Here is a 21,020-nt window from a genome sequence, read left to right on the forward strand (position 1 = left end):
GATCAGAACCGCGATCGAAGGAGCACTCCGTCATGCTGCGTGTCGCCATTCCCAACAAGGGCACCCTGGCCGAACCGGCCGCCCAGATGCTGCGCGAGGCGGGCTACCGCCAGCGCACCGACCCCAAGGACCTCATCTGCCGGGACGAGGCCAACGACGTCGAATTCTTCTACCTGCGCCCCAAGGACATCGCCACCTACGTCGGCTCCGGTGACCTCGACCTCGGTATCACCGGCCGGGACCTGCTGATCGACTCGGCCGCGCCGGCCGAGGAGGTCGTCGACCTCGCCTTCGGCCGGGCCACCTTCCGCTTCGCCGCCCGCCCCGACGACATCGCCTCCGTGCAGGACCTGGGCGGGCACCGGATCGCCACCGCATACCCGGGCCTGGTCGAGCGGCACCTCGGCGAGGTAGGCGTCAAGGCCGACGTGATCCGCCTCGACGGCGCGGTGGAGAACGCCGTCCGGCTCGGCGTCGCCGACGTGATCGCCGACGTGGTGGAGACCGGCGCCACCCTGCGCCAGGCCGGCCTGGTCGTCTTCGGCGAGCCGCTGCTGCGCTCCTCCGCGGTGCTGGTCCGTCGGGCCGCTGCACCGGCGCACCCGCAGGCCGAGCAGTTGCTGCGCCGCCTGCACGGTGTGCTGGTGGCCCGCCGCTACGTGATGCTCGCCTACGACGTGCCGGCCGGCCTGCTGGACCGGGCCAGCGGGCTCACCCCGGGTATCGAGTCGCCCACCGTGTCGCCGCTGCACCGCGAGGGCTGGGTGGCGGTGCAGGCCATGGTGCTTCGCGATGACGTGCACCGGATCATGGACGAGCTGTACGAGCTGGGCGCCCGGGCCATCCTGGTCACCAACATCCACGCCTGCCGACTCTGACCGCCGCCTGACCGCCGGGCCGCTGCCTGGCCGCTGCCTGGCCGCCTGTGCAGCGCTGCCCGAAGGCCGGCGCAGCGCACTCGGGCGGTCGACCTGCTTGATCGACTCGGGATCGCCGATATGGGGGTGTCGGCCCGCTCGGGACACCCCCACATCGCCGATCTCGAGTCGACCTACCGCACCGCGCGGCACCTGCCGGCGTGAGTGGCCGCGCGACGATCACGCACGAACGTGGAAGATCACGCTCGAACATGGAAGTAGTGGCCTCCGGCGCGGCCGAGGCCACTAGATCCCGGATCGAGCGTGATCTTCCGCAGCGCCGCGCGGTCGGCTCGGCGGCCTCGGCGCGGCTCGGCTCCGGCTCGGCGGGTGGTGCGGTCGTCGGGCGAGGGCGGATGGCAGACTGATGGGGTGAGTGACACCGAACTGGTCCGCCTGAAGCCCCGCCGCATCCGAGTGGTCTGCTGGTCTGCGGCGGTCGCGCTGGTGGTGGTGTTCAGTCTGGTGGCCACATCGCTGAGCGGCCCGACCGGCAACGGCTACGGCAGCTTCCAGCGTGGCGACCAGTTGGCCATGATCGGTCTGGGCATCTTCGGGGCGCTGGCCTTCCTGCTGTTCACCCGCCCCCGGGTCGAGGCCGACGCGCGCGGTGTCCGGGTGCGCAACGTGATCAGCTCGTACGAGCTGCCCTGGGAGGTCGTCCGGGGGGTCCGGTTCGACCGGGGCGCGCCGTGGGCCAGCCTCGAGTTGCACGACGACGACCTGATGCCGATGGTCGCCTTGCAGGCCGCCGACAAGGAGTCGGCCGTCGAGGGGGTCCGCTCGCTGCGCCGGCTGCACGAAGCGCACCAGGCTCGCCTAGCCGAGCGCGCCACCGGGCGCTAACCCACGCCGCCCCCACCAATCCGCGCTGCGGGTCGCGCCGGGTTGCACCGGCCTACGGCGTGGCACCGCCGGGGGCCAGGGCGGTGATCGGTCGACCTTCGGGCGGGCAGCAGGTGGTGGGTGGTGTCCGGTTTGGGGGCGACCGGGTCAGGGGTGTAGTGTTATCGAGTCGACCAGGCTGTCTCCGCGTGCGAGCAGGCAGCCACGAAAGCGGAGCGCCTGCTCCCACCCGAGTCGCCGCTACGGTGGCCGGGTCCGGTCCCCGGTTCCGGGCATGTCCCGGTGCCGGATGCGCGATCATATGATCGTGCCGGCCGGTCGAGCGGGCCCTGGCGTATGCCGGGGCCTTCTGCTTTCCGGGTCGGTTCCCACCCGGGAGCCGCGGGGTCGGCACGAAAGCAGAAACGACTCGAGGAGGCCCCATCAGCGTCGAACCACGCGTGAACGAGCAGATCCGGGCACGTGAGGTCCGACTGGTCGGCCCCGAGGGTGAGCAGGTGGGCATCGTCCCACTGGAGCGCGCCCTTCAGCTGGCCGCGGACGTCGACCTGGACCTGGTCGAGGTTGCGCCGATGGCGCGCCCGCCGGTGTGCAAGCTCATGGACTTCGGCAAGTTCAAGTACGAGAGCGCACTGAAGGCGCGCGAAGCGCGGCGTAACCAGCAGCAGACCGTCATCAAGGAAATGAAGCTTCGGCCGAAGATCGACCCGCACGACTACGAGACCAAAAAGGGTCACGTGGTGCGGTTCCTCAAGGCGGGCGACAAGGTCAAGGTGACGATCATGTTCCGCGGTCGCGAGCAGAGCCGCCCGGAGCTGGGCTACCGGCTCCTGCGCCGGCTCGAATCCGAGATCACGGAACTGGGATACGTCGAGGCCGCTCCGAAGCAGGACGGTCGAAACATGATCATGGTTCTCGCTCCGCATCGGGCCGTCAAGGCCTCCGCGGTTGCCGCAACGGCGTCCCGCGGTGCACCTCGGGACCGGGCAGCGGACGAGTCCGCCGCTCCGGAAGCCGATGAGACCGCGGCGGCCGGCGAGACCGCAGCAGCCGGTAATACCGGCACCGCCGCCGACACCAGCGGCGAGTAACAGGGGAGAAGACGTTCCACATGCCGAAGATGAAGAGCCACACGGGTATGGGTAAGCGGGTCAAGGTCACCGGCAAGGGCAAGATCGTTGCCCAGCAGGCCGGCCTCCGCCACAACCTGGAGAAGAAGCCCTCCACCCACACCCGCCGGCTGACCGGCACGGTCGTGCTTGCCAAGGCCGACGTCAAGCGCATCAAGAAGCTGCTCGGCCGCTGACGCGCGCCACCTTTACGTAAGAAGGAGTTGAGATGGCACGCGTCAAGCGGGCTGTAAACGCCCAGAAGAAGCGTCGTACCCTGCTGGAGTCCGCGAGTGGTTACCGCGGTCAGCGCTCCCGGCTGTACCGCAAGGCCAAGGAGCAGGTGCTGCACTCGATGCAGTACGCCTACCGGGACCGTCGTGACCGCAAGGGCGACTTCCGGCAGCTGTGGATCCAGCGGATCAACGCGGGTGCCCGGGCCAACGGGATGACCTACAACCGCCTGATCCAGGGCCTGCGTCTGGCCGGTATCGAGGTCGACCGCAAGATCCTGGCCGACCTGGCCGTCAACGACGCCGCCGCCTTCGCGGCGATCGTCGAGCTGGCCCGGGCCGCGGTCGCGGCCGAGGGCACCGGCGGCGCGGCGGCCCAGGCCGCCTGATCCCCGCGCACAAGAGCGAGGCGTCTCCCGTGTCGGCACCGCCGTCCGGGGGGCGCCTCAATCGTGCCGGAGGACCCCACACCATGGCCTTCACCCCGCGTACACCCAGGGTTGTCACCGCCCGCCGGTTGCAGCGCCGCCGGGACCGCGAGGCCACCGGCCGCTTCCTGGCCGAGGGACCGCAGGCGGTCCGCGAGGCGCTGGCCCGGCCCGGGGTGGTCACCGAGCTGTTCGGTACGCCCACCGCCCTCGACCGGTACGCGGAGCTGGCCGCTGCCGCGGCCCGAGCCGACGTGCCGGTCTCCGAGGTGACCGACGAGGCGCTGGCCGCGCTGGCCGAGACCGTCGCCCCGCAGGGGCTGGTCGCCGTCTGCCGGCACCTGGACGTGCCGCTGGAGCAGGCGCTCGCGGGCAGGCCCCGTCTGGTGGCGGTGCTCGCCGAGATCCGTGATCCGGGCAACGCCGGCACCGTGCTGCGCACCGCCGACGCCGCCGGGGCGGGCGCGGTGGTCTTCGCCGGCGACGCCGTCGACCCGTACAACGGCAAGTGCGTGCGGGCCTCCGCCGGCAGCCTCTTCCACGTCGACGTGGTTCGCGCCGCCGACCCGGTCGAGGTGGTCGGCGCACTACGCGCCGCCGGGCTGACCGTGCTGGCCACCACGGGCTACGGCGACAGCGACCTGGACGACCTGGCCGACTCCGGACGGCTCGCCGAGCCCACCGCATGGCTGTTCGGCTCCGAGGCGCACGGGCTGCCCGAGGAGTTGACCGCCGCGGCCGACGCCCGGGTCCGGGTGCCGCTGCACGGGAGCGCGGAGAGCCTGAACCTGGCTGCGGCCGCCGCGGTCTGCCTGTACGCTTCGGCGAGAGCACAGCGCTGATGGTGGCCTCACCCGGCGGATCAGCAGGGGAGTCTCCGTCGATGAACGCGCCACGGCGTTCGTTTAGCCAGCCCGCCGGTGTCGGTGGGCGGCGGGTCTGACCTGCTCCCTGCACAACTCCTACCGGCGGGCTGCGGCGCAGCCGCGCGTCCGTAGACTCGCTTAGCCGCCCCGGTGAGGGCTGGCGCCGCCGTGAGGGAGTGCCCGTACGCCATGAGCTACCGCAACGATCCGTACGACCCGAAGCAGGTCGCCCTACTCGACCCGGCCGCCCTGGCCGAGGCCGTCGCCGACGCCACGAAGGCGTTCACGGCCGCCGCCGACCCGGACGCGCTGACCGCGCTACGCCCCGCGCACCTCGGTGACCGGTCTCCGGTCTCGCTGGCCCGCCGGGAGATCGGCGCGCTGCCACCGGCCGCGAAGTCCGACGCCGGCAAGCGGGTCAACGAGGCCCGCCGGGCAATCGAGACCGCCTACGCCGACCGCGCCGAGGTCGTGGAGCGCGAGCAGGCCGAGCGGGTGTTGGTCGAGGAGCGGGTGGACGTCACCCTGCCGTACGACCGCCGTCCGCGCGGCGCCCGGCACCCGCTGAACACCCTGATGGAGTCGGTCAGCGACCTGTTCGTCGGGATGGGCTACGAGGTGGCCGAGGGCCCCGAGGTCGATCTGGAGTGGGTCAACTTCGACGCGTTGAACATCCCCGCCGACCACCCGGCGCGCGGGCTGATGGACACCTTCCACATCGCACCGGAGGGTTCCGGCCTGGTGCTGCGGACGCACACCTCGAACGTGCAGACCCGCACCATGCTCAGCCGCAAGCCGCCGATCTACGTGATCTGCCCGGGCCGGGTCTACCGCACCGACGAGGTGGACGCCACCCACAGCCCGGTCTTCCACCAGGCCGAGGGTCTCGTCGTGGACAAGGGCATCACGATGGCCCACCTGCGCGGCACCCTCGACCATTTCGCCCGGGCGATCTTCGGCCCGGAGGCGAAGACCCGGTGGCGGCCGCACTACTTCCCGTTCACCGAGCCGTCGGCGGAGTTCGACGTCTGGTTCCCGGAGCACCGCGACGGCCCCCAGTGGGTCGAGTGGGGCGGCTGCGGGATGGTCAACCCGCGGGTGCTGCGCGCCTGCGGCGTGGACCCGGAGGTCTACTCCGGATTCGCGTTCGGCATGGGCATCGACCGGACCCTGATGATCCGGCACGGGGTGAGCGACATCCGCCATCTCTTCGAGGGCGACGTGCGGTTCAGCCGCGCGCTCGGGACCGGGGCGTAGGCGATGCGGGTACGAGACACGGGAACGGTGGTCTGAAGTCATGCGAGTTTCTGTCAGTTGGCTGCGGGAGTACGTCGACCTCCCCGCCGACCTGCCCACCGGTGACCTGGAGCAGGCCCTGGTCGACCTCGGCATCGAGGTCGAGTCCGTGGTGGACCTGCGGGAGACCGTCACCGGCCAGTTGGTCGTCGGCGAGGTGCGCGAGATCGAGGAGCTCACCGGCTTCAAGAAGCCGATCCGGTTCTGCCGGGTCGACGTGGGCGACGCCAACGGCACCGGCGAACCGCAGGAGATCGTCTGCGGAGCGCGCAACTTCGCCCCTGGCGACCGAGTGGTGGTGATCCTGCCCGGCGGTGTGCTGCCCGGCGGCTTCGCCATCGGCGCCCGCAAGACGTACGGGCACAACTCCGCCGGCATGATCTGCTCGGCCAAGGAGTTGGGCCTGGGCGACGACCACTCCGGCATCATCGTGCTGCCGCCGGACGTGGCGGCCAAGCCCGGCGACGACGCGCGGCCGGTGGTCGGCCTCGACGACGTGGTGCTGGAGCTGGAGATCACCCCGGACCGGGGGTACGCGCTGAGCCTGCGCGGCCTGGCCCGCGAGTTGTCGCACGCGTTCGACGTGCCGCTGCGTGACCCGGCCCTGGTGCCGGCGCCGGGCGGCACGGCCGAACCGGCGTACCCGGTGGAGGTGCGCGACCCGGTCGGCTGCGACCGGTTCGCTGCCCGCCTGGTCCGTGGCGTCGACCCGACCGCGCCCACACCGTCCTGGATGCAGCAGCGGCTCGTCACCGCCGGCATCCGCAGCATCTCGCTGCCGGTCGACATCACCAACTACGTGATGCTGGAGCTGGGCCAGCCGATGCACGCCTTCGACGCCGACCGGATCGTGGGGGCGCTGGTGGTGCGCCGGGCCGAGCCGGGGGAGAAGCTGACCACCCTGGACGGGGTCCTGCGGGTGCTCGCCTCCGACGACATGGTCATCTGCGACGCTGGGCTGCCCAACCCCGGCGCGGGCGAGGGTGCCGGCATCCCGATCTCGCTCGCCGCGGTGATGGGCGGTGAGACCAGCGAGGTCATCGCCGGCACCACCGATGTGCTCTTCGAGGCGGCGCACTGGGACCCGGCGATGGTCGGGCGGACCGCCCGCCGGCACAAGCTGTTCAGCGAGGCCGCGAAGCGCTGGGAGCGTGGCGTCGACCCGGCCCTGCCGCTGGTCGCGCTGGAGCGGGCGGTGCGGCTGCTCACCGAGCACGGCGGCGGCACGCCCGGCGCGGAGATCCTGGATATCGATCACGTCCGCCCGCGTACCCCGATCAGCCTGCCGGCGGACCTGCCCACCCGGCGGATCGGCGTCGAGTACCCGCCGGCGCGGGTCGTCGCCCTGCTGGAGCGGGTCGGCTGCACGGTCGCGCAGGGCGCGGACCGGTTGGCCGAGGACCCGGGCTCGGTCGGCATGGCCAGCGGCGCCGGTGTCGCGCTCAGCGTCACCCCGCCGAGCTGGCGGCCCGACCTGACCGACCCCGCCGACCTGGTCGAGGAGGTGGTCCGCCTCGACGGGTACGACCGGGTGCCGTCGGTGCTGCCGACCGCGCCTCCCGGCCGTGGGCTGACCCCGGAGCAGCATCGGCGCCGGGCGATCGCCCGGTCCCTGGCCGAGCGGGGATACGTGGAGGTACTCGCGCACCCGTTCGTGTCGTCCGAGCTGGCCGACCTGCTCGGGCTGCCGGCCGACGACCCGCGGCGGCAGGCGGTGCGGCTGGCCAACCCGCTGTCCGAGGAGGAGCCGCTGCTGCGTACCACGCTGCTCGGCCCGCTGCTCGGCATCCTCAAGCGCAACCTCGGCCGGGGCCTTCGCGACCTGGCGCTCTCCGAGATCGGTGCGGTCTTCCACCCGCGGGTGGACGCCGGCAGCCCGCCGGCGATGGGTGTGGACCGGCGTCCCACCGACGCAGAGTTCGCGGCCGCCGACGCGGTGGTGCCGGCGCAGCCGGTGCACGTCGCGGTGGTGCTGACCGGCGACCTCGACCCGGCCGGCTGGTGGGGTCCGGGTCGGCCGGCCGGCTGGGCGGACGCGATCGAGGCGGCCCGCGCCGTGCTGGACGCCGCCGGCGTTCCGGCCGAGCGGGTCGAGGTACGTGCCGCCGAGTACGCCCCGTGGCACCCGGGCCGCTGCGCCGAGGTGCGGGTCGACGGCACAGTCGTCGGACACGCCGGCGAGCTGCACCCGGTGGTGGTGGCGGCGCTGGAGCTCCCGCGCCGTACCTGTGCCATGGAGCTGGACCTGGACGCGTTGCCGTCCGCGCCGGTGACGCCCGCCCCGGCGGTCTCCGGCTTCCCGCCGGCGCTGATCGACGTGGCCCTGGTGGTGGACGACTCGGTGCCGGCGGAGCAGGTGCGCCGGGCGCTGGAGGCGGGCGCCGGCGAGCTGCTGGAGGACGTGCGGCTGTTCGACGTGTACGCCGGTGAGCAGCTCGGTGCGGGTCGCCGGTCGCTGGCCTACAAGCTCACCTTCCGGGCGCCGGACCGGACGCTGACCGTCGAGGAGGCGGTGGCCGCCCGCGACGCGGCGGTCGCCGTCGCGGCGGAGCGCCTGGGGGCGATCCTGCGCGGCGCCTGAGGCGATCTGACACTGGCGTGTCCTCCGTCGGCATGGTCCGACGGAGGACACGTCCGTATCGGGTGTGCCGCGCGTCACCCTCTCATCTCCATGCACTCGCCTGTATGAAGTTGCAACGGCTGATCATGGCTGCTAGCCTTCGTTGCATAGTCATGCGGAGGTGAGTATGGGAATCCGAGTCGCGGTCGCCGGAGCGAGCGGCTACGCCGGGGGCGAGCTGCTGCGCCTGGTCGCCGGGCACCCGGAGTTCGACCTGGTCGCTGCCACCGCGCACCGCCAGGCCGGGCACCGCGTCGACGTGGTGCACCCGCAGCTCACCGGTCTGGACCTGGTGCTCGGCGAGACCGACCCGGCGACCCTGGCCGACGCGGACCTGGTCTTCCTGGCCCTGCCGCACGGTGAGTCGGCGGCTCTTGCTGCCCAACTGCCGGCCGATGTCCGGATCGTGGACCTCAGCGCCGACCACCGGCTCGCCGACCCGTACGCCTGGGCGCAGTACTACGGCGGTACGCACGCCGGCCAGTGGACCTACGGCCTGCCCGAGCTGCCAGGCCAGCGGGAGCTGATCGCCGGCTCCACCCGGGTGGCGAACACCGGCTGCTACGCCGCAGCGATCACCCTGGCGCTCGCGCCGCTGATCGCGGCCGGTGCGGCCAGCCCCGCCGACGTGGTGGTGGTCGCCGCCTCCGGCACCTCCGGCGCCGGGCGGGCCGCCAAGCCGCACCTGCTGGGCAGCGAGGTGATGGGGGACCTGTCGCCGTACCGGGTCGGCACCCACCAGCACGTACCGGAGATCAAGCAGGCCGCCGGCGCGACCAGCCTCTCGCTCACCCCGGTGCTGGCGCCGATGTCGCGCGGCATCCTGGCCACGGTCACCGCGACGCCGGCGCGCGGCGTCGACCCGCAGCAGGTGCTGGCCCAGGCGTACGCGGACGCGCCGTTCGTGCACGTGCTGCCGGAGGGTCGTTGGCCGCACACCGGCGCCACCCTCGGCTCGAACTCCTGCCACCTGCAGGCCACCGTCGACGTCGACTCCGGCCGTCTGATCGTGCTCAGCGCGTTGGACAACCTGGGCAAGGGCGCGGCCGGCCAGGCCGTCCAGAACGCCAACCTGATGCTCGGCCTGCCGGAGACGACAGGACTTTCCGTCTGGGGGGTAGCCCCGTGAGCGTCACCACCCCTCGCGGGTTCCGGGCGGCCGGCGTGGCCGCCGGGCTGAAGGCCAGCGGTGGCGCCGACGTCGCGCTGGTGGTCAACGACGGCCCGGACGCCGGGGTCGCCGGGGTCTTCACCACCAACCGGGTCAAGGCGGCACCGGTGCGCTGGACCCAGCAGGTCGTGCACGGCGGCGTGGTCCGCGCGGTGGTGCTCAACTCCGGGGGCGCCAACGCCTGCACCGGCCCGGCCGGTTTCCAGGACACCCACGCCACCGCCGAGCACACCGCCGCCGCGCTGACCTCGGTCAGCCCACGGCTGATCCTCGGCGCCGGCGAGGTGGCGGTCTGCTCCACCGGCCTGATCGGTGAGCGACTGCCGATGCCGAAGCTGCTGCCCGGGGTCCGCTCGGCGATCCGGGGTCTGTCCCGTGACGGCGGCCCGGCCGCCGCCGAGGCGATCATGACCACGGACACCCGGCCGAAGACCACGGTGGCCCGGGGCAGCGGCTGGACGGTCGGCGGTATGGCCAAGGGCGCCGGGATGCTCGCGCCGGGGATGGCCACCATGCTCTGTGTGCTGACCACCGACGCGGTGGCCGGGCCGGCGATCCTGGACGAGGCGCTGCGCGCGGCCACCCGGGTCAGCTTCGACCGGGTCGACTCCGACGGCTGCATGTCCACCAATGACACGGTGCTGCTGCTGGCCAGCGGCGCGAGCGGCATCGAGCCGACCCCGGCCGAGCTGACCGCCGCGGTCACCGCGGCCTGTCACGACCTGGCCCAGCAGTTGATCGCCGACGCCGAGGGCGCCACCAAGCAGATCGCCATCGACGTGGTCGGTGCGGCCGACGAGGACGACGCGGTCGAGGTGGGCCGCTCGGTGGCCCGCAACAACCTGGTCAAGACCGCGCTGTTCGGCAACGACCCGAACTGGGGCCGGATCCTCGCCGCCGTCGGCACCACCGCCGCCGCGTTCGAGCCGGACGGAGTGGACGTGGCGGTCAACGAGGTGTGGGTGTGCAAGGCCGGCGCCGCCGCCGAGGACCGCTCGAAGGTCGACCTGACCGGGCGGGACGTGACCATCCGGATCGACCTGCACGCTGGCACATCGGCCGCGACGATCTGGACCAACGACCTGTCCCACGCGTACGTGCACGAGAACTCGGCGTACTCCACATGAGCCTCAGCACCGACCTCACCCGGGCCCAGGTCAAGGCGGAGGCGCTGATCGAGGCGCTGCCCTGGCTGGCGCGTTTCTCCGGCTCCACGGTGGTGGTCAAGTACGGCGGCAACGCCATGACCGACCCCGAGCTGCAGCGGGCGTTCGCCGCCGACATGGTCTTCCTGCGCTACGCCGGCCTCAAGCCCGTGGTGGTGCACGGCGGCGGCCCGCAGATCTCCGCCATGCTGGGCCGGCTCGGCATCGCCAGCGAGTTCCGGGGTGGGCTGCGGGTGACCACCGCCGAGGCGATGGACGTGGTCCGGATGGTCCTGGTCGGGCAGGTGGGCCGGGAGCTGGTCGGTCTGATCAACTCGCACGGCCCGTTCGCCGTGGGTCTCTCCGGCGAGGACGCCCGGCTGTTCACCGCGGTACGCCGCCCGGCGTACGTGGACGGGCTGCCGGTCGACGTCGGCCAGGTCGGCGACGTCGAGTCGGTCGACGTGTCGGCGGTGACCGACCTGATCGGGGCCGGCCGGATCCCGGTGATCTCCACGGTCGCGCCGGACGCCGACGGTGTGCTGCACAACCTCAACGCGGACACCGCCGCCGCCGCGCTGGCCGTCGCGTTGCAGGCCCGCAAGCTGGTCGTGCTCACCGACGTGGCCGGCCTGTACGCCGACTGGCCGGACACCACCAGCCTGATCTCCGAGATCAACACCGACGACCTGGCGAAGCTGCTGCCCAGCCTCGAATCGGGGATGGTGCCGAAGATGGAAGCCTGCCTGCGGGCGGTGAGCGGGGGAGTGCCTGCCGCACACGTCGTCGATGGTCGGGTGGCCCACTCCACGTTGCTCGAGGTCTTCACCTCGGAAGGGTTCGGAACGATGGTGATTGCGGCATGAGCACGTTGGTGCAGCGCTGGGGACAGTCCATGATGGACAACTACGCCACCCCACCGCTGGCGCTGGTCTCCGGCGCCGGTGCGGTCGTGGTCGACGACGCCGGCCGGGAGTACCTCGACCTGGTGGGCGGGATCGCGGTGAACGCGCTCGGCCACGCCCACCCGGCCGTGGTGGCCGCCGTCTCCAAGCAGGTCGCCACCCTCGGGCACGTCTCCAACCTCTACGTCGCCGAGCCGCCGGTCGCGCTGGCCGAGCTGCTGCTGGCCCTCGCCGGCCGGCCCGGCCGGGTCTTCTTCGCCAACTCCGGCGCGGAGGCGAACGAGGCCGCGTTCAAGCTCTCCCGGCGGACCGGCCGCAGCCACGTGGTCGCCACCCGGGGCGGGTTCCACGGCCGCACCATGGGAGCCCTCGCGCTGACCGGCCAGCCGGCCAAGGCCGACCCGTTCCGCCCGCTGCCCGGCGACGTGACCCACGTCGACTACGGCGACGTCGCCGCCCTCGACGCGGCGGTCACCGACGCCACCGCCATGGTGATCCTGGAGCCGATCCAGGGCGAGGCCGGCGTGGTCGTACCGCCGGCCGGCTACCTCGCTGCGGCGCGGAAGATCACCGCCCGGCACGGTGCGCTGCTGGTGCTCGACGAGGTGCAGACCGGCATCGGTCGTACCGGACACTGGTTCGCCCACCAGGCCGAGGGCGTGGAGCCGGACGTGGTCACCCTGGCCAAGGGGCTGGGCGGCGGGCTGCCGCTCGGCGCCACGCTGGCCTTCGGCCGGGCCGCCGACCTGCTCACCCCGGGCTCACACGGCACCACCTTCGGTGGCAACCCGGTCAGCTGCGCCGCCGCGCTCGCCGTGGTGGCGACCATCGCCAACGAAGGGCTGCTCGACCACGTGAAGCGGGTCGGCGAGCGGCTGCGCGGCGGGATCGAGGCGTTGGACCACCCGCTGGTCGCCGGGGTGCGGGGCGCCGGGCTGCTGCTCGGTGTGGCGCTCACCGCGCCGGTGGCGCCGGTGCTGTCCGAGGCGCTGCGCGAGGCCGGTTTCCTGGTCAACCCGGTGCAGCCGGGCGTGGTCCGGCTCGCCCCGCCGCTGATCCTCACCACCGCCCAGGTCGACGCCTTCCTCGCCGCGCTGCCCGCCGCTCTGAACGCGTCAACCCCCGCCGCTGCCGCAGATCTCGGAGGGGACCTGCCCTCCCAGGGGTCGGCAGCTGCCAAGAACTCCGCGCCGACCACCGCCACCGCCACCGCCACGACGGGAACGACCCCATGACCCGGCACTTCCTGCGCGACGACGACCTCTCGCCCGCCGAGCAGGCGACGGTGCTCGACCTGGCCGCGCGGATGAAGGCGGACCGGTTCGGCCACCGGCCGCTGGCCGGGCCGCGCTCGGTGGCGGTGCTCTTCGACAAGCAGAGCCTGCGGACCCGGATCTCGTTCGACGCCGGGATCGCCGAGCTGGGCGGCCACCCCCTCATCGTGGACACCCAGCTCACCCACTTCGGACGGGGCGAGACGCTGGCCGACGCCGGGCGGGTGCTGTCCCGCTACGTCGCGGCCATCGTGCTGCGCACCCACGGCGACGACCGGATCGCCGAGGTGGCCGCGGGCGCGAGCGTGCCGGTGATCAACGCACTCACCGACGGCTTCCACCCCTGCCAACTGCTGGCCGACCTGTTGACCGTTCGCGAGCGGTGCGGTGGCACGGCCGGCCGCACGCTGACCTACGTGGGGGACGGCGGCAACAACATGGCGCAGTCGTACCTGCTGGCCGGCGTGACGGCCGGGATGCACGTGCGGATCGCCGGGCCGGCCGGCTTCGCACCGGACCCGGCCGTGGTGGACCGGGCGGCGGAGATCGCCGCCGGCACCGGCGGGTCGGTGCGGGTGCTGACCGATCCGGGCCAGGCGGTACGTGACGCCGACGTGGTGGCGACCGACACCTGGACCTCGATGGGGCAGGAGGACGACGGGCTGGACCGGATCACCCCGTTCCTGCCGTACCAGGTCAACAAGGAGCTGCTCGGCCAGGCCGCGCCGGACGCGTTCGTGCTGCACTGCCTGCCCGCGCACCGGGGCGAGGAGATCACCGATGAGGTGTTCGACGGCCCGCAGAGCGCGGTCTTCGACCAGGCCGAGAACCGGCTGCACGCCCAGAAGGCGCTGCTGACCTTCCTGCTGGGGGCCGACGTCGTAACCGGGGAGACCCGATGACCGCCCCGTTGACCCGCGCCGCCCGGCACGCCCGGATCGTCGAGCTGATCCGCGACCGGGTGGTCCGCTCGCAGACCGAACTGGCCGACCTGCTGGCCAGCGACGGCGTCGGGGTCACCCAGGCCACCCTCTCGCGGGACCTGGAGGAGCTCGGCGCGGTCAAGGTGCGCGGCGGCGACGGGCCGGCGGTCTACCTGATCCCCGAGGACGGCCATCGGCCGCTGCGCGACGCCGAGGCGGCCCCCGCCCGGCTGGTGCGGCTGCTGCGCGAGCTGCTCAACGGGGTCGACTCCAGCGGCAACATCGCCGTGCTGCGCACCCCACCGGGCGCAGCCCAATACCTGGCCAGCGCGTTGGACCGAGCGGGCCTGCCCGAGATCGTCGGCACCATCGCCGGTGACGACACCATCCTCGTCGTGGCCCGCGAGGCCGTCGGCGGGGCCGCACTCGGCGAGAAGCTCGCCGGCTGGGCCCGCAGGGAAGACAACGTTGAAGGGAGCACCACACCATGACCGAGCGGGTCGTCCTGGCGTACTCCGGAGGGCTGGACACCTCCGTCGCCATTCCTTACCTGGCCGAGCAGACCGGCGCCGAGGTGATCGCGGTAGCGGTCGACGTCGGGCAGGGCGGCGAGGACCTTGACGCCATCCGGCAGCGCGCGCTGGACTGCGGTGCCGCCGAGTCCGAGGTGGTCGACGCGCGCGACGAGTTCGCCGCCGACTACTGCCTGCCGGCCATCCGGGCCAACGCCCTCTACATGGACCGCTACCCGCTGGTCTCGGCGCTGTCCCGGCCGCTGATCGTCAAGCACCTGGTGGCCGCGGCGCGTCAGTACGGCGGAACGATCGTCTCGCACGGCTGCACCGGCAAGGGCAACGACCAGGTCCGGTTCGAGGTGGGCCTGAACGCGCTCGCCCCCGACCTGAAGATCATCGCGCCGGCCCGGGACTTCGCCTGGACGCGGGACAAGGCGATCGCCTTCGCCGAGGAGAAGGGGCTGCCGATCGACGTCTCGGCGAAGTCGCCGTACTCCATCGACCAGAACCTGTGGGGTCGCGCGGTGGAGACCGGGTTCCTGGAGGACATCTGGAACGCCCCGATCGAGGACCTCTACTCGTACACCGACGACCCGGCGCAGGACCGCGACGCCGACGAGGTCGTGATCACCTTCGACGCCGGCGTACCGGTGGCCATCGACGGTGAGACGGTCACCCCGTACCAGGCGATCCTGGAGCTGAACCGGCGCGCCGGGGCGCAGGGCGTGGGCCGGCTCGACATGGTCGAGGACCGGCTGGTCGGCATCAAGAGCCGCGAGGTGTACGAGGCTCCCGGCGCGATCGCGCTGATCACCGCCCACCAGGAGCTGGAGGCGGTCACCGTGGAGCGGGACCTGGCCCGGTTCAAGAAGGGCGTCGACCAGCGCTGGGGTGAGCTGGTCTACGACGGCCTGTGGTTCTCGCCGCTGAAGGACTCGCTGGACGCGTTCATCGACGACGCGCAGCAGCACGTGAGCGGCGAGGTGCGGATGACCCTGCACGGCGGCCGGGCCACCGTCACCGGCCGGCGCTCCGAGGCGAGCCTCTACGACTTCGGAATGGCCACCTACGACACCGGCGACACCTTCGACCAGTCCCTGGCCAAGGGTTTCGTGCAGCTGTGGGGCCTGCCGAGCCGGATGGCCGCCGCGCGGAACGCCCGGCTGGGCGGCTCCGGCCAGTGACCCCCACAATGGGCGGCGTGGACGACAAGAGCCTGACCGAGAACAGCGCCGCCACCAACCGGACGAGCCTGTGGGGTGGCCGGTTCGCCGGCGGCCCCGCCGAGGCGCTCGCCCGGCTGTCGGTGAGCGTGCAGTTCGACTGGCGCCTGGCCCCGTACGACATCGCCGGTTCCCGGGCGCACGCCCGGGTGCTGGCGGGGGCCGGCCTGCTCGACCCCGACGAGCTGGGCCGGATCCTGGCCGCCCTGGACGACCTGGAGGCCGCCTGCGCCTCCGGGGCGTTCCGTCCCACGGTCGACGACGAGGACGTGCACACCGCGCTGGAGCGCGGGCTGCTGGAGCGGCTGGGCAGCCTCGGCGGCAAGCTGCGCGCCGGCCGGTCCCGTAACGACCAGGTCGCCACCGACCTGCGGCTCTACCTGCGCGACCACGCCCGGGGCGTGGCCAGCCGGCTGGTCGAGCTGGCCGATGCGCTGGTCGAGCAGGCCGAGCGGCACGTCGACACCGCCGCGCCCGGCATGACCCACCTGCAGCACGCCCAGCCGGTCACCTTCGGGCACTGGCTGCTCGCCCACGTGCAGCCGCTGCTGCGGGACCTGGAGCGGCTGCGTGACTGGGACCACCGGGCGGCGATCAGCCCGCTGGGCGCCGGCGCGCTGGCCGGCTCCGGGCTGCCGCTCGACCCGGTGGCCGTGGCCAAGGAGTTGGGCTTCCGCACGTCGTTCGCCAACTCGATGGACGCCGTCGCCGACCGGGACTTCGTCGCCGAGTTCCTCTTCACCACTGCCCTGATCGGGGTGCACCTGTCCCGGCTCGGCGAGGAGGTGGTGCTCTGGACCTCGCACGAGTTCGGCTGGGTGGAGCTGGACGACGCGTTCGCCACCGGCTCGTCGATCATGCCGCAGAAGAAGAACGCGGACATCGCCGAGCTGGCCCGGGGCAAGTCCGGCCGGCTGGTCGGCGGCCTGATGGCCGTCCTCACCATGCTCAAGGGTCTGCCGATGACCTACGACCGGGACATGCAGGAGGACAAGGAGCCGGCCTTCGACGCGGTCGACACCCTGGAGCTGCTGCTGCCGGCGCTGGCGGGGATGATCTCCACGATGACCGTGCGGGTGGACCGGCTGGTGGCCGCCGCGCCGGTCGGCTTCTCGCTGGCCACGGAAGTGGCCGACTGGCTGGTCCGCAGGGGCGTGCCGTTCCGTGACGCGCACGAGATCACCGGCCGGCTGGTGGCGCTCTGCGCGGTCCGGGAGTGCGAGCTGGAGGAGGTCTCGGACGCCGATCTGGCCGCGGTCAGCGAGCACCTCGACCCGTCGGTGCGCGACGTGCTCTCGGTCCGTTCGGCCCTCGCGGCCCGGACCACCCCCGGCTCCACCGGCCCCGGCCCGGTCGCCGACCAACTGGCCGCCGCCGCGGACCGGCTGGTCGGCTGGCGGGAGTGGGCCACCGAGCGGGTCGTACCCCGCTGATCCCACCGTGGCGCCGGCGCGACTCGCCGCCGGCGCCACGGTCCGTTCAGGCCGTCGGGCGCTCCCGCTTCGGGAGCTTGGCCACCACCATGTCGTACGACGCGTCGACCGCCTCGGTGAGATCGTCCTCGTCGATCCCGCCGTCCAGGCGCAGGGTGTTCCACCCGGACCGGCCGATGTAGGCCATCACCCGGGCGTCGTCGGGGTGGCGGTGCAGCCACTCGTCGGCGACCTCACGGGTCTGGCCGCACTTCACCCCGACCGTCGGGTTTCCCTCGCCGTTGCCGAGGAAGGCGAAGATCCGGCCGCCGACCTTCACCACCTCGTCGCCCTCCCATGGCCGGTCCAGCCACGCCCCCGGCTTGGCCAGGCAGTACGCCAGCATCTCCGCGCGCTCCATGGGTGCCTCCCGGAATCGTCGTGCGCACAGTCTGCGCGCCCGGCCGGCGTGCGGCATGCCAGTCGGCCGGGCGGGTCGCCACGCCGTCAGCGTGTCTGCTCGGCCGAGCGGGCGGCGACCCGCTCGTAGCGCTGTCGGGCGGCCTGCGCGCTGCCCAGGCCCAGCCCGTACGCGATGGCCTGCCAGGTCAGCCCCCGGTCGCGGGCCAGCGTCAACAGCCCGGCTTCCAGGGCGTCCAGCTCCGCGCGGACGTGCGGCAGCAGGGTCAGCGCGGCCGTGAGGTCGGCGCCGTCGACCGGCTCCTCCGTGGGCTCCCGCTCGGCTCCGCCCGCGGCCAGGGCGGTGACCAGGGCCACCGCCTCCCACGGGTCCAGCACGTACGGATGCGCCCAGCGCCCTCGCTGGGCGTCGGTGCTGGCGTGTCGCTCGCTGATCCGTTGCAGCGCCTCGTGGGTGCGGTGGGCGCGGACACGAGCCGGGTTCGGCGCGGTGAACGGGTCGTCGGTCGTCATGGTCCGATCACAGCTCATCAACGCAGTCTTGTCAACAGAATGTTGAAAGACGCCCCGACCGCGCCGACGGCCGGGCGGAGGGCTGGGTACCTGTCGGTTCTCACCAGAGGTTGCAGTAGGCACCGCGGTGAGATTCGATGGATAGTCCGCCGTCCGGCAACCGAGCACTAGACGGAGGTTCGAAGTCGCGGCGGTTGAGCGAACGCCGTCATCCCAGCCGTTCCCGCGGCCTGGTCCGTCACCACGATCGCTTTCATCTGAATGCCTCTCTGTATCAGTCCTCGCCGACCCCCGTTACGACGTAACGGGGGTCTCTGCTGTCTCCGCGTCCTTATACGACCGCTGATGATGGTCTTGCCCTTGACCGGCCCGGTCGGGTTGAAGGCGGCAACGGCGTCGTCGAGGGTCGCGACGTGGCCGATGTTCGTCCGCAGTCGCCCATCCCGGACCCGCTGGACGACTCGAACGACGTCTGAACGCCGGACGGCTAGGTCATGTCGTTCTCGAACGCGGTGAGCTCCTCGTCGTGGTCGCCTTCCGCGGGTTCGTGCTGGGGGTAGGCGCCGGCGCCGGGATGGACCTTGTCGATGAGATCGAGGTATTCCGGGTTGCGGGCAATGAACTCACCCACGACCGGGCAGATGACGGTGATCTTCTTCCCGCTCTCGCGGATCTCGTCCAGCACGCGAGCGACGAGCTCCGTGGCCACCCGATTGCGTCGGTAGGCGGGGTCGACCCAGGTCGTTAGCAGCACGACACGGCCGCCCACGAACCGGTACGGGAGCTCGGCGATCGCTTCGGCGCCGAGGGCGGCGATCCAGCGACCGCGCTCCGCGTCGTTGATGACATCGAGCTCCCAGCTGGATTCCACCTCGCTGAGACTTGTCTCGTTCAGAGCAGCGATGAGCGCCGCGTTGTTCTCTTCCCGGGTGGCCGCCTCGGCCTCGAGATTGATCGTCATTGTCACACTTCTGTTGGGGGAGCGAATAGGTGGGTTTAGGACAAATGGGTGTGACCCTGGGTCACTCCCGGGTGCTCGGGGTCGATGAGGTCGGCGTACTCGGGGTTGTGCTCGATGAAGGTGCGCACGATCGGGCACCTGATGGTGACCGTCTTGCCTTGCACGCGCACGTCGTCCAGGACGCGTCGGATCAGCTCGGTGGCGATGCCCTGTTTGCGGAACTCGGGGAACACCGAGGTGGCCACCAGCACGAGTCGGTCGTCTCCGGCGACGTTGTAGGTCAGCCCGGCCACCTCTCGGTCCCCGACGATGGCGTCGTAGATGCCGAGTTTCTCGTCGTTGACGACTTGGAAGTCGAACGCGGGGGCGTGGGGATCGTCGATTACCTCGTCGACGAGGACGGCCTGGTCCTGGCTGAGGGTGCCTTTCTCGTCGGGGTATCCGGCCTCGTCGGGGTACTCGACGGCGTAGCGGGTCGGCTCGGTTGGGTCGGTCATCGGGGTGTGCCTTCGTTGATGGTCATCAGATCACTCCCGGGTCGTGGCGGTAGTCGTACTCGCCCAGCCGCATGTCGTCGACGGGAGGTGAAGGCCCAGCCATCGACGTACTTCTCGCTCCTGCGGGGTCGTTCTCGTGCTTGGGTGTGCCGAGTCCTTACGAGCGAACGCGGATGATCGTCTTTCCCTTGATCCGCTCGGTCGGGTTGAAGGCGGCGACGGCGTCGTCGAGGGTCGCGACGTTGCCGATGTTCGTCCGCAGTCGTCCGTCCCGCACCCGCCGGACGATCTCGCCCAGTTGGGCGCGATCGGACACGACGACGAAATCGACCGCCAGGCCGTCCGCGGGCCGCGCCTCGGACGGCCCGACGACAGACACCAGCGTTCCTCCGGCTCGAATCAGGCCTGCGGACCGCTTCCCGATGTCACCGCCGATGACATCGAAAACCAGATCGACTCCGCCGACGTCTTCCAGGGCGTCGTTGCCGAGGTCGACGAACTCCTGTGCGCCGAAGTCGAGCGCGGTCTGACGGTCGGCAGCGCGTCCGGTGCCGATGACGTAGGCGCCGAACTCACGTGCGAGCTGCGTCACCATCGAACCGACTGCGCCGGCCGCGCCGTGCACGAGGACGCTCTGCCCCGCCTGAAGGCGGCCGTGCTCGAACAGTCCCTGCCACGCGGTCAGGCCCGAGATCGGCAGGCTCGCGCCCACCGTGAAGTCGACGTCGGCGGGCAGCGGCGCGAGGTTACGCGCCTCGACGGCCACATACTCCGCCAGGGTGCCGTCGCGAGTCCAGTCCGTGAGGCCGAACACCCGCTGTCCCACAGACAGTCCCGTCGTGCCATAGCCGAGAGCGGTGACCACTCCGGCCAGCTCGTGCCCAGGGATCGACGGCGTCCGGTCACGGCCGAGGCGATCGGTCCAGGTCGAGGGCCACGCCATCTCAGTCGGGACGAATCCCGACGCATGAACCTGAACGACGACGTCGTTCAGCGCCGGTTCCGGCTCGGGCCGCTCCACCAGCGTCATCCCGGCCGTTCCCGCAGCCTCGTCCGTCACCACAATCGCCTTCATCTGGTACCTCCTTTTATCCAGTCCTCGTTTGCACGGTCACGAGGAGCAAATTTCGTTTTAACAGCATTAGCGGCGCTCGCCTCGGCGTCTTACCACGCTGATCGGTAGCGGTTGTGGCGCGAGGGTGTCGAGGAACGAGCGCGACAGCGAAGTCGTCGGTAGGACGGCGCCGGGGTCGAGGCCCCGCTGGCGCGATCCCGGCGTTACGTGTCGACCTGGTCGCGGTCGGTCAGCTCGGCTGTGATGCCCCATGCCTTTCCGTTCTGCGACAAGGCGTCGACCGCGGCCCCGACCTTGTCCTGGTCTCGGCCCGTGATCACGCCGGTGCCGCCCCCGGCGACGACTTGGTGGGCCGTGGCGAGGCCCATGCCGCTGCTGCCGCCGACGACCACGGCCTTACGGCCCTCGAAACTCTCACTCATGACAGTTGTTCCTTACCCACTGAATGGCGATTTGTGTTTGGCAGCAACCGGTTCCCCGGGAGTGGCGCGACGTCCGTAGAACTCGGCGCCGGTGGGCAAGTCGGACCGTTCGTCGCTAGCGGAGGCACGCAGCCGGACGCCCCGAACCTAGTCGCGGTATAACTGGTCGGTCAAGTCCACTCTTGGGGTCAAGCGGATGCTACTGTGACGGCGAAGTGTCCCAGGTCAACCACCGTAACGACGGCACCC

Annotated in this window: 23 protein-coding genes; 17 read left to right on the top strand and 6 right to left on the bottom strand. The window is 71.9% G+C overall.

Annotated elements, in window-relative coordinates:
* Positions 1–32: 32 nt before the first annotated feature.
* From hisG to argH, 17 genes are all read left to right on the top strand, one after another.
* Positions 33–878, top strand: coding sequence for an ATP phosphoribosyltransferase (hisG, locus tag OG470_RS19210; protein WP_328414130.1), 846 nt, complete (start codon positions 33–35; stop codon positions 876–878).
* Positions 879–1,129: 251 nt separating this feature from the next.
* Positions 1,130–1,285: a hypothetical protein gene (locus OG470_RS19215; RefSeq protein ID WP_328414132.1), complete on the top strand. Its 156-nt coding sequence runs from the start codon at positions 1,130–1,132 to the stop codon at positions 1,283–1,285.
* A 4-nt stretch (positions 1,286–1,289) separates the two neighbouring features.
* Entirely contained in the window at positions 1,290–1,763 is a 474-nt protein-coding gene (locus OG470_RS19220; RefSeq protein ID WP_328414134.1) for a PH domain-containing protein, read from the top strand.
* 440 nt (positions 1,764–2,203) lie between these two features.
* A complete protein-coding gene (gene infC, locus OG470_RS19225; protein ID WP_328414137.1) occupies positions 2,204–2,854 on the top strand; it encodes a translation initiation factor IF-3 in 651 nt (216 codons plus the stop codon).
* 20 nt (positions 2,855–2,874) lie between these two features.
* The gene (gene rpmI / locus OG470_RS19230; protein ID WP_328414139.1) at positions 2,875–3,069 is read left to right on the top strand and encodes a 50S ribosomal protein L35; all 195 of its coding nucleotides are present in this window, start codon (positions 2,875–2,877) and stop codon (positions 3,067–3,069) included.
* A gap of 32 nt (positions 3,070–3,101) precedes the next feature.
* On the top strand, positions 3,102–3,494 hold the full coding sequence (gene rplT, locus OG470_RS19235; protein ID WP_281583696.1) for a 50S ribosomal protein L20: 393 nt from the start codon (positions 3,102–3,104) through the stop codon (positions 3,492–3,494).
* An 83-nt stretch (positions 3,495–3,577) separates the two neighbouring features.
* On the top strand, positions 3,578–4,375 hold the full coding sequence (locus tag OG470_RS19240) for a TrmH family RNA methyltransferase (RefSeq protein WP_442930914.1): 798 nt from the start codon (positions 3,578–3,580) through the stop codon (positions 4,373–4,375).
* A gap of 213 nt (positions 4,376–4,588) precedes the next feature.
* Positions 4,589–5,656, top strand: a complete 1,068-nt coding sequence (gene pheS / locus OG470_RS19245; RefSeq protein ID WP_328414146.1) for a phenylalanine--tRNA ligase subunit alpha — start codon at positions 4,589–4,591, stop codon at positions 5,654–5,656.
* A 40-nt stretch (positions 5,657–5,696) separates the two neighbouring features.
* Positions 5,697–8,276 (top strand): phenylalanine--tRNA ligase subunit beta, encoded by a 2,580-nt coding sequence (gene pheT, locus OG470_RS19250; RefSeq protein WP_328414148.1) that lies wholly within the window; start codon positions 5,697–5,699, stop codon positions 8,274–8,276.
* A 166-nt stretch (positions 8,277–8,442) separates the two neighbouring features.
* Positions 8,443–9,444 carry an N-acetyl-gamma-glutamyl-phosphate reductase gene (argC, locus tag OG470_RS19255; protein WP_328414150.1) on the top strand — a complete coding sequence of 334 codons (1,002 nt, stop codon included), beginning with the start codon at positions 8,443–8,445 and terminating at the stop codon, positions 9,442–9,444.
* On the top strand, positions 9,441–10,613 hold the full coding sequence (gene argJ / locus OG470_RS19260) for a bifunctional glutamate N-acetyltransferase/amino-acid acetyltransferase ArgJ (RefSeq protein ID WP_328414152.1): 1,173 nt from the start codon (positions 9,441–9,443) through the stop codon (positions 10,611–10,613). Before argC ends, argJ begins: the two co-directional genes overlap by 4 nt.
* A complete protein-coding gene (argB, locus tag OG470_RS19265) occupies positions 10,610–11,497 on the top strand; it encodes an acetylglutamate kinase (RefSeq protein WP_328414153.1) in 888 nt (295 codons plus the stop codon). The genes argJ and argB overlap by 4 nt, the downstream gene beginning before the upstream one ends.
* Entirely contained in the window at positions 11,494–12,771 is a 1,278-nt protein-coding gene (locus tag OG470_RS19270; protein ID WP_328414156.1) for an acetylornithine transaminase, read from the top strand. The genes argB and OG470_RS19270 overlap by 4 nt, the downstream gene beginning before the upstream one ends.
* Positions 12,768–13,712: an ornithine carbamoyltransferase gene (gene argF, locus OG470_RS19275; protein WP_328414158.1), complete on the top strand. Its 945-nt coding sequence runs from the start codon at positions 12,768–12,770 to the stop codon at positions 13,710–13,712. Before OG470_RS19270 ends, argF begins: the two co-directional genes overlap by 4 nt.
* Entirely contained in the window at positions 13,709–14,224 is a 516-nt protein-coding gene (locus OG470_RS19280) for an arginine repressor (RefSeq protein ID WP_328414161.1), read from the top strand. The genes argF and OG470_RS19280 overlap by 4 nt, the downstream gene beginning before the upstream one ends.
* Positions 14,221–15,432 (top strand): argininosuccinate synthase, encoded by a 1,212-nt coding sequence (locus tag OG470_RS19285; protein ID WP_328414162.1) that lies wholly within the window; start codon positions 14,221–14,223, stop codon positions 15,430–15,432. The genes OG470_RS19280 and OG470_RS19285 overlap by 4 nt, the downstream gene beginning before the upstream one ends.
* An 8-nt stretch (positions 15,433–15,440) precedes the next feature.
* Positions 15,441–16,904: an argininosuccinate lyase gene (gene argH, locus OG470_RS19290; protein WP_328426469.1), complete on the top strand. Its 1,464-nt coding sequence runs from the start codon at positions 15,441–15,443 to the stop codon at positions 16,902–16,904.
* A 46-nt stretch (positions 16,905–16,950) separates the two neighbouring features.
* Here the strand turns inward: argH and OG470_RS19295 are convergent, their stop codons facing one another.
* The 6 genes from OG470_RS19295 to OG470_RS19320 form a co-directional block, all read right to left on the bottom strand.
* On the bottom strand, positions 16,951–17,304 hold the full coding sequence (locus tag OG470_RS19295; protein WP_328414164.1) for an MmcQ/YjbR family DNA-binding protein: 354 nt from the start codon (positions 17,302–17,304) through the stop codon (positions 16,951–16,953).
* Between the two features lie 86 nt (positions 17,305–17,390).
* Entirely contained in the window at positions 17,391–17,816 is a 426-nt protein-coding gene (locus OG470_RS19300; protein ID WP_328414166.1) for a DNA-binding protein, read from the bottom strand.
* Positions 17,817–18,303: 487 nt separating this feature from the next.
* Positions 18,304–18,777, bottom strand: coding sequence for a GNAT family N-acetyltransferase (locus OG470_RS19305; RefSeq protein WP_328414168.1), 474 nt, complete (start codon positions 18,775–18,777; stop codon positions 18,304–18,306).
* A gap of 35 nt (positions 18,778–18,812) precedes the next feature.
* Positions 18,813–19,274 carry a GNAT family N-acetyltransferase gene (locus tag OG470_RS19310; RefSeq protein ID WP_328414170.1) on the bottom strand — a complete coding sequence of 154 codons (462 nt, stop codon included), beginning with the start codon at positions 19,272–19,274 and terminating at the stop codon, positions 18,813–18,815.
* A gap of 157 nt (positions 19,275–19,431) precedes the next feature.
* Positions 19,432–20,349: an NADP-dependent oxidoreductase gene (locus OG470_RS19315; protein ID WP_328414172.1), complete on the bottom strand. Its 918-nt coding sequence runs from the start codon at positions 20,347–20,349 to the stop codon at positions 19,432–19,434.
* A gap of 203 nt (positions 20,350–20,552) precedes the next feature.
* Positions 20,553–20,771: an SDR family NAD(P)-dependent oxidoreductase gene (locus OG470_RS19320; protein WP_328414174.1), complete on the bottom strand. Its 219-nt coding sequence runs from the start codon at positions 20,769–20,771 to the stop codon at positions 20,553–20,555.
* Between the last annotated feature and the right edge of the window lie 249 nt (positions 20,772–21,020).

The sequence above is a fragment of the Micromonospora sp. NBC_00389 genome, from assembly GCF_036059255.1.
Taxonomy (GTDB): Bacteria; Actinomycetota; Actinomycetes; order Mycobacteriales; family Micromonosporaceae; genus Micromonospora.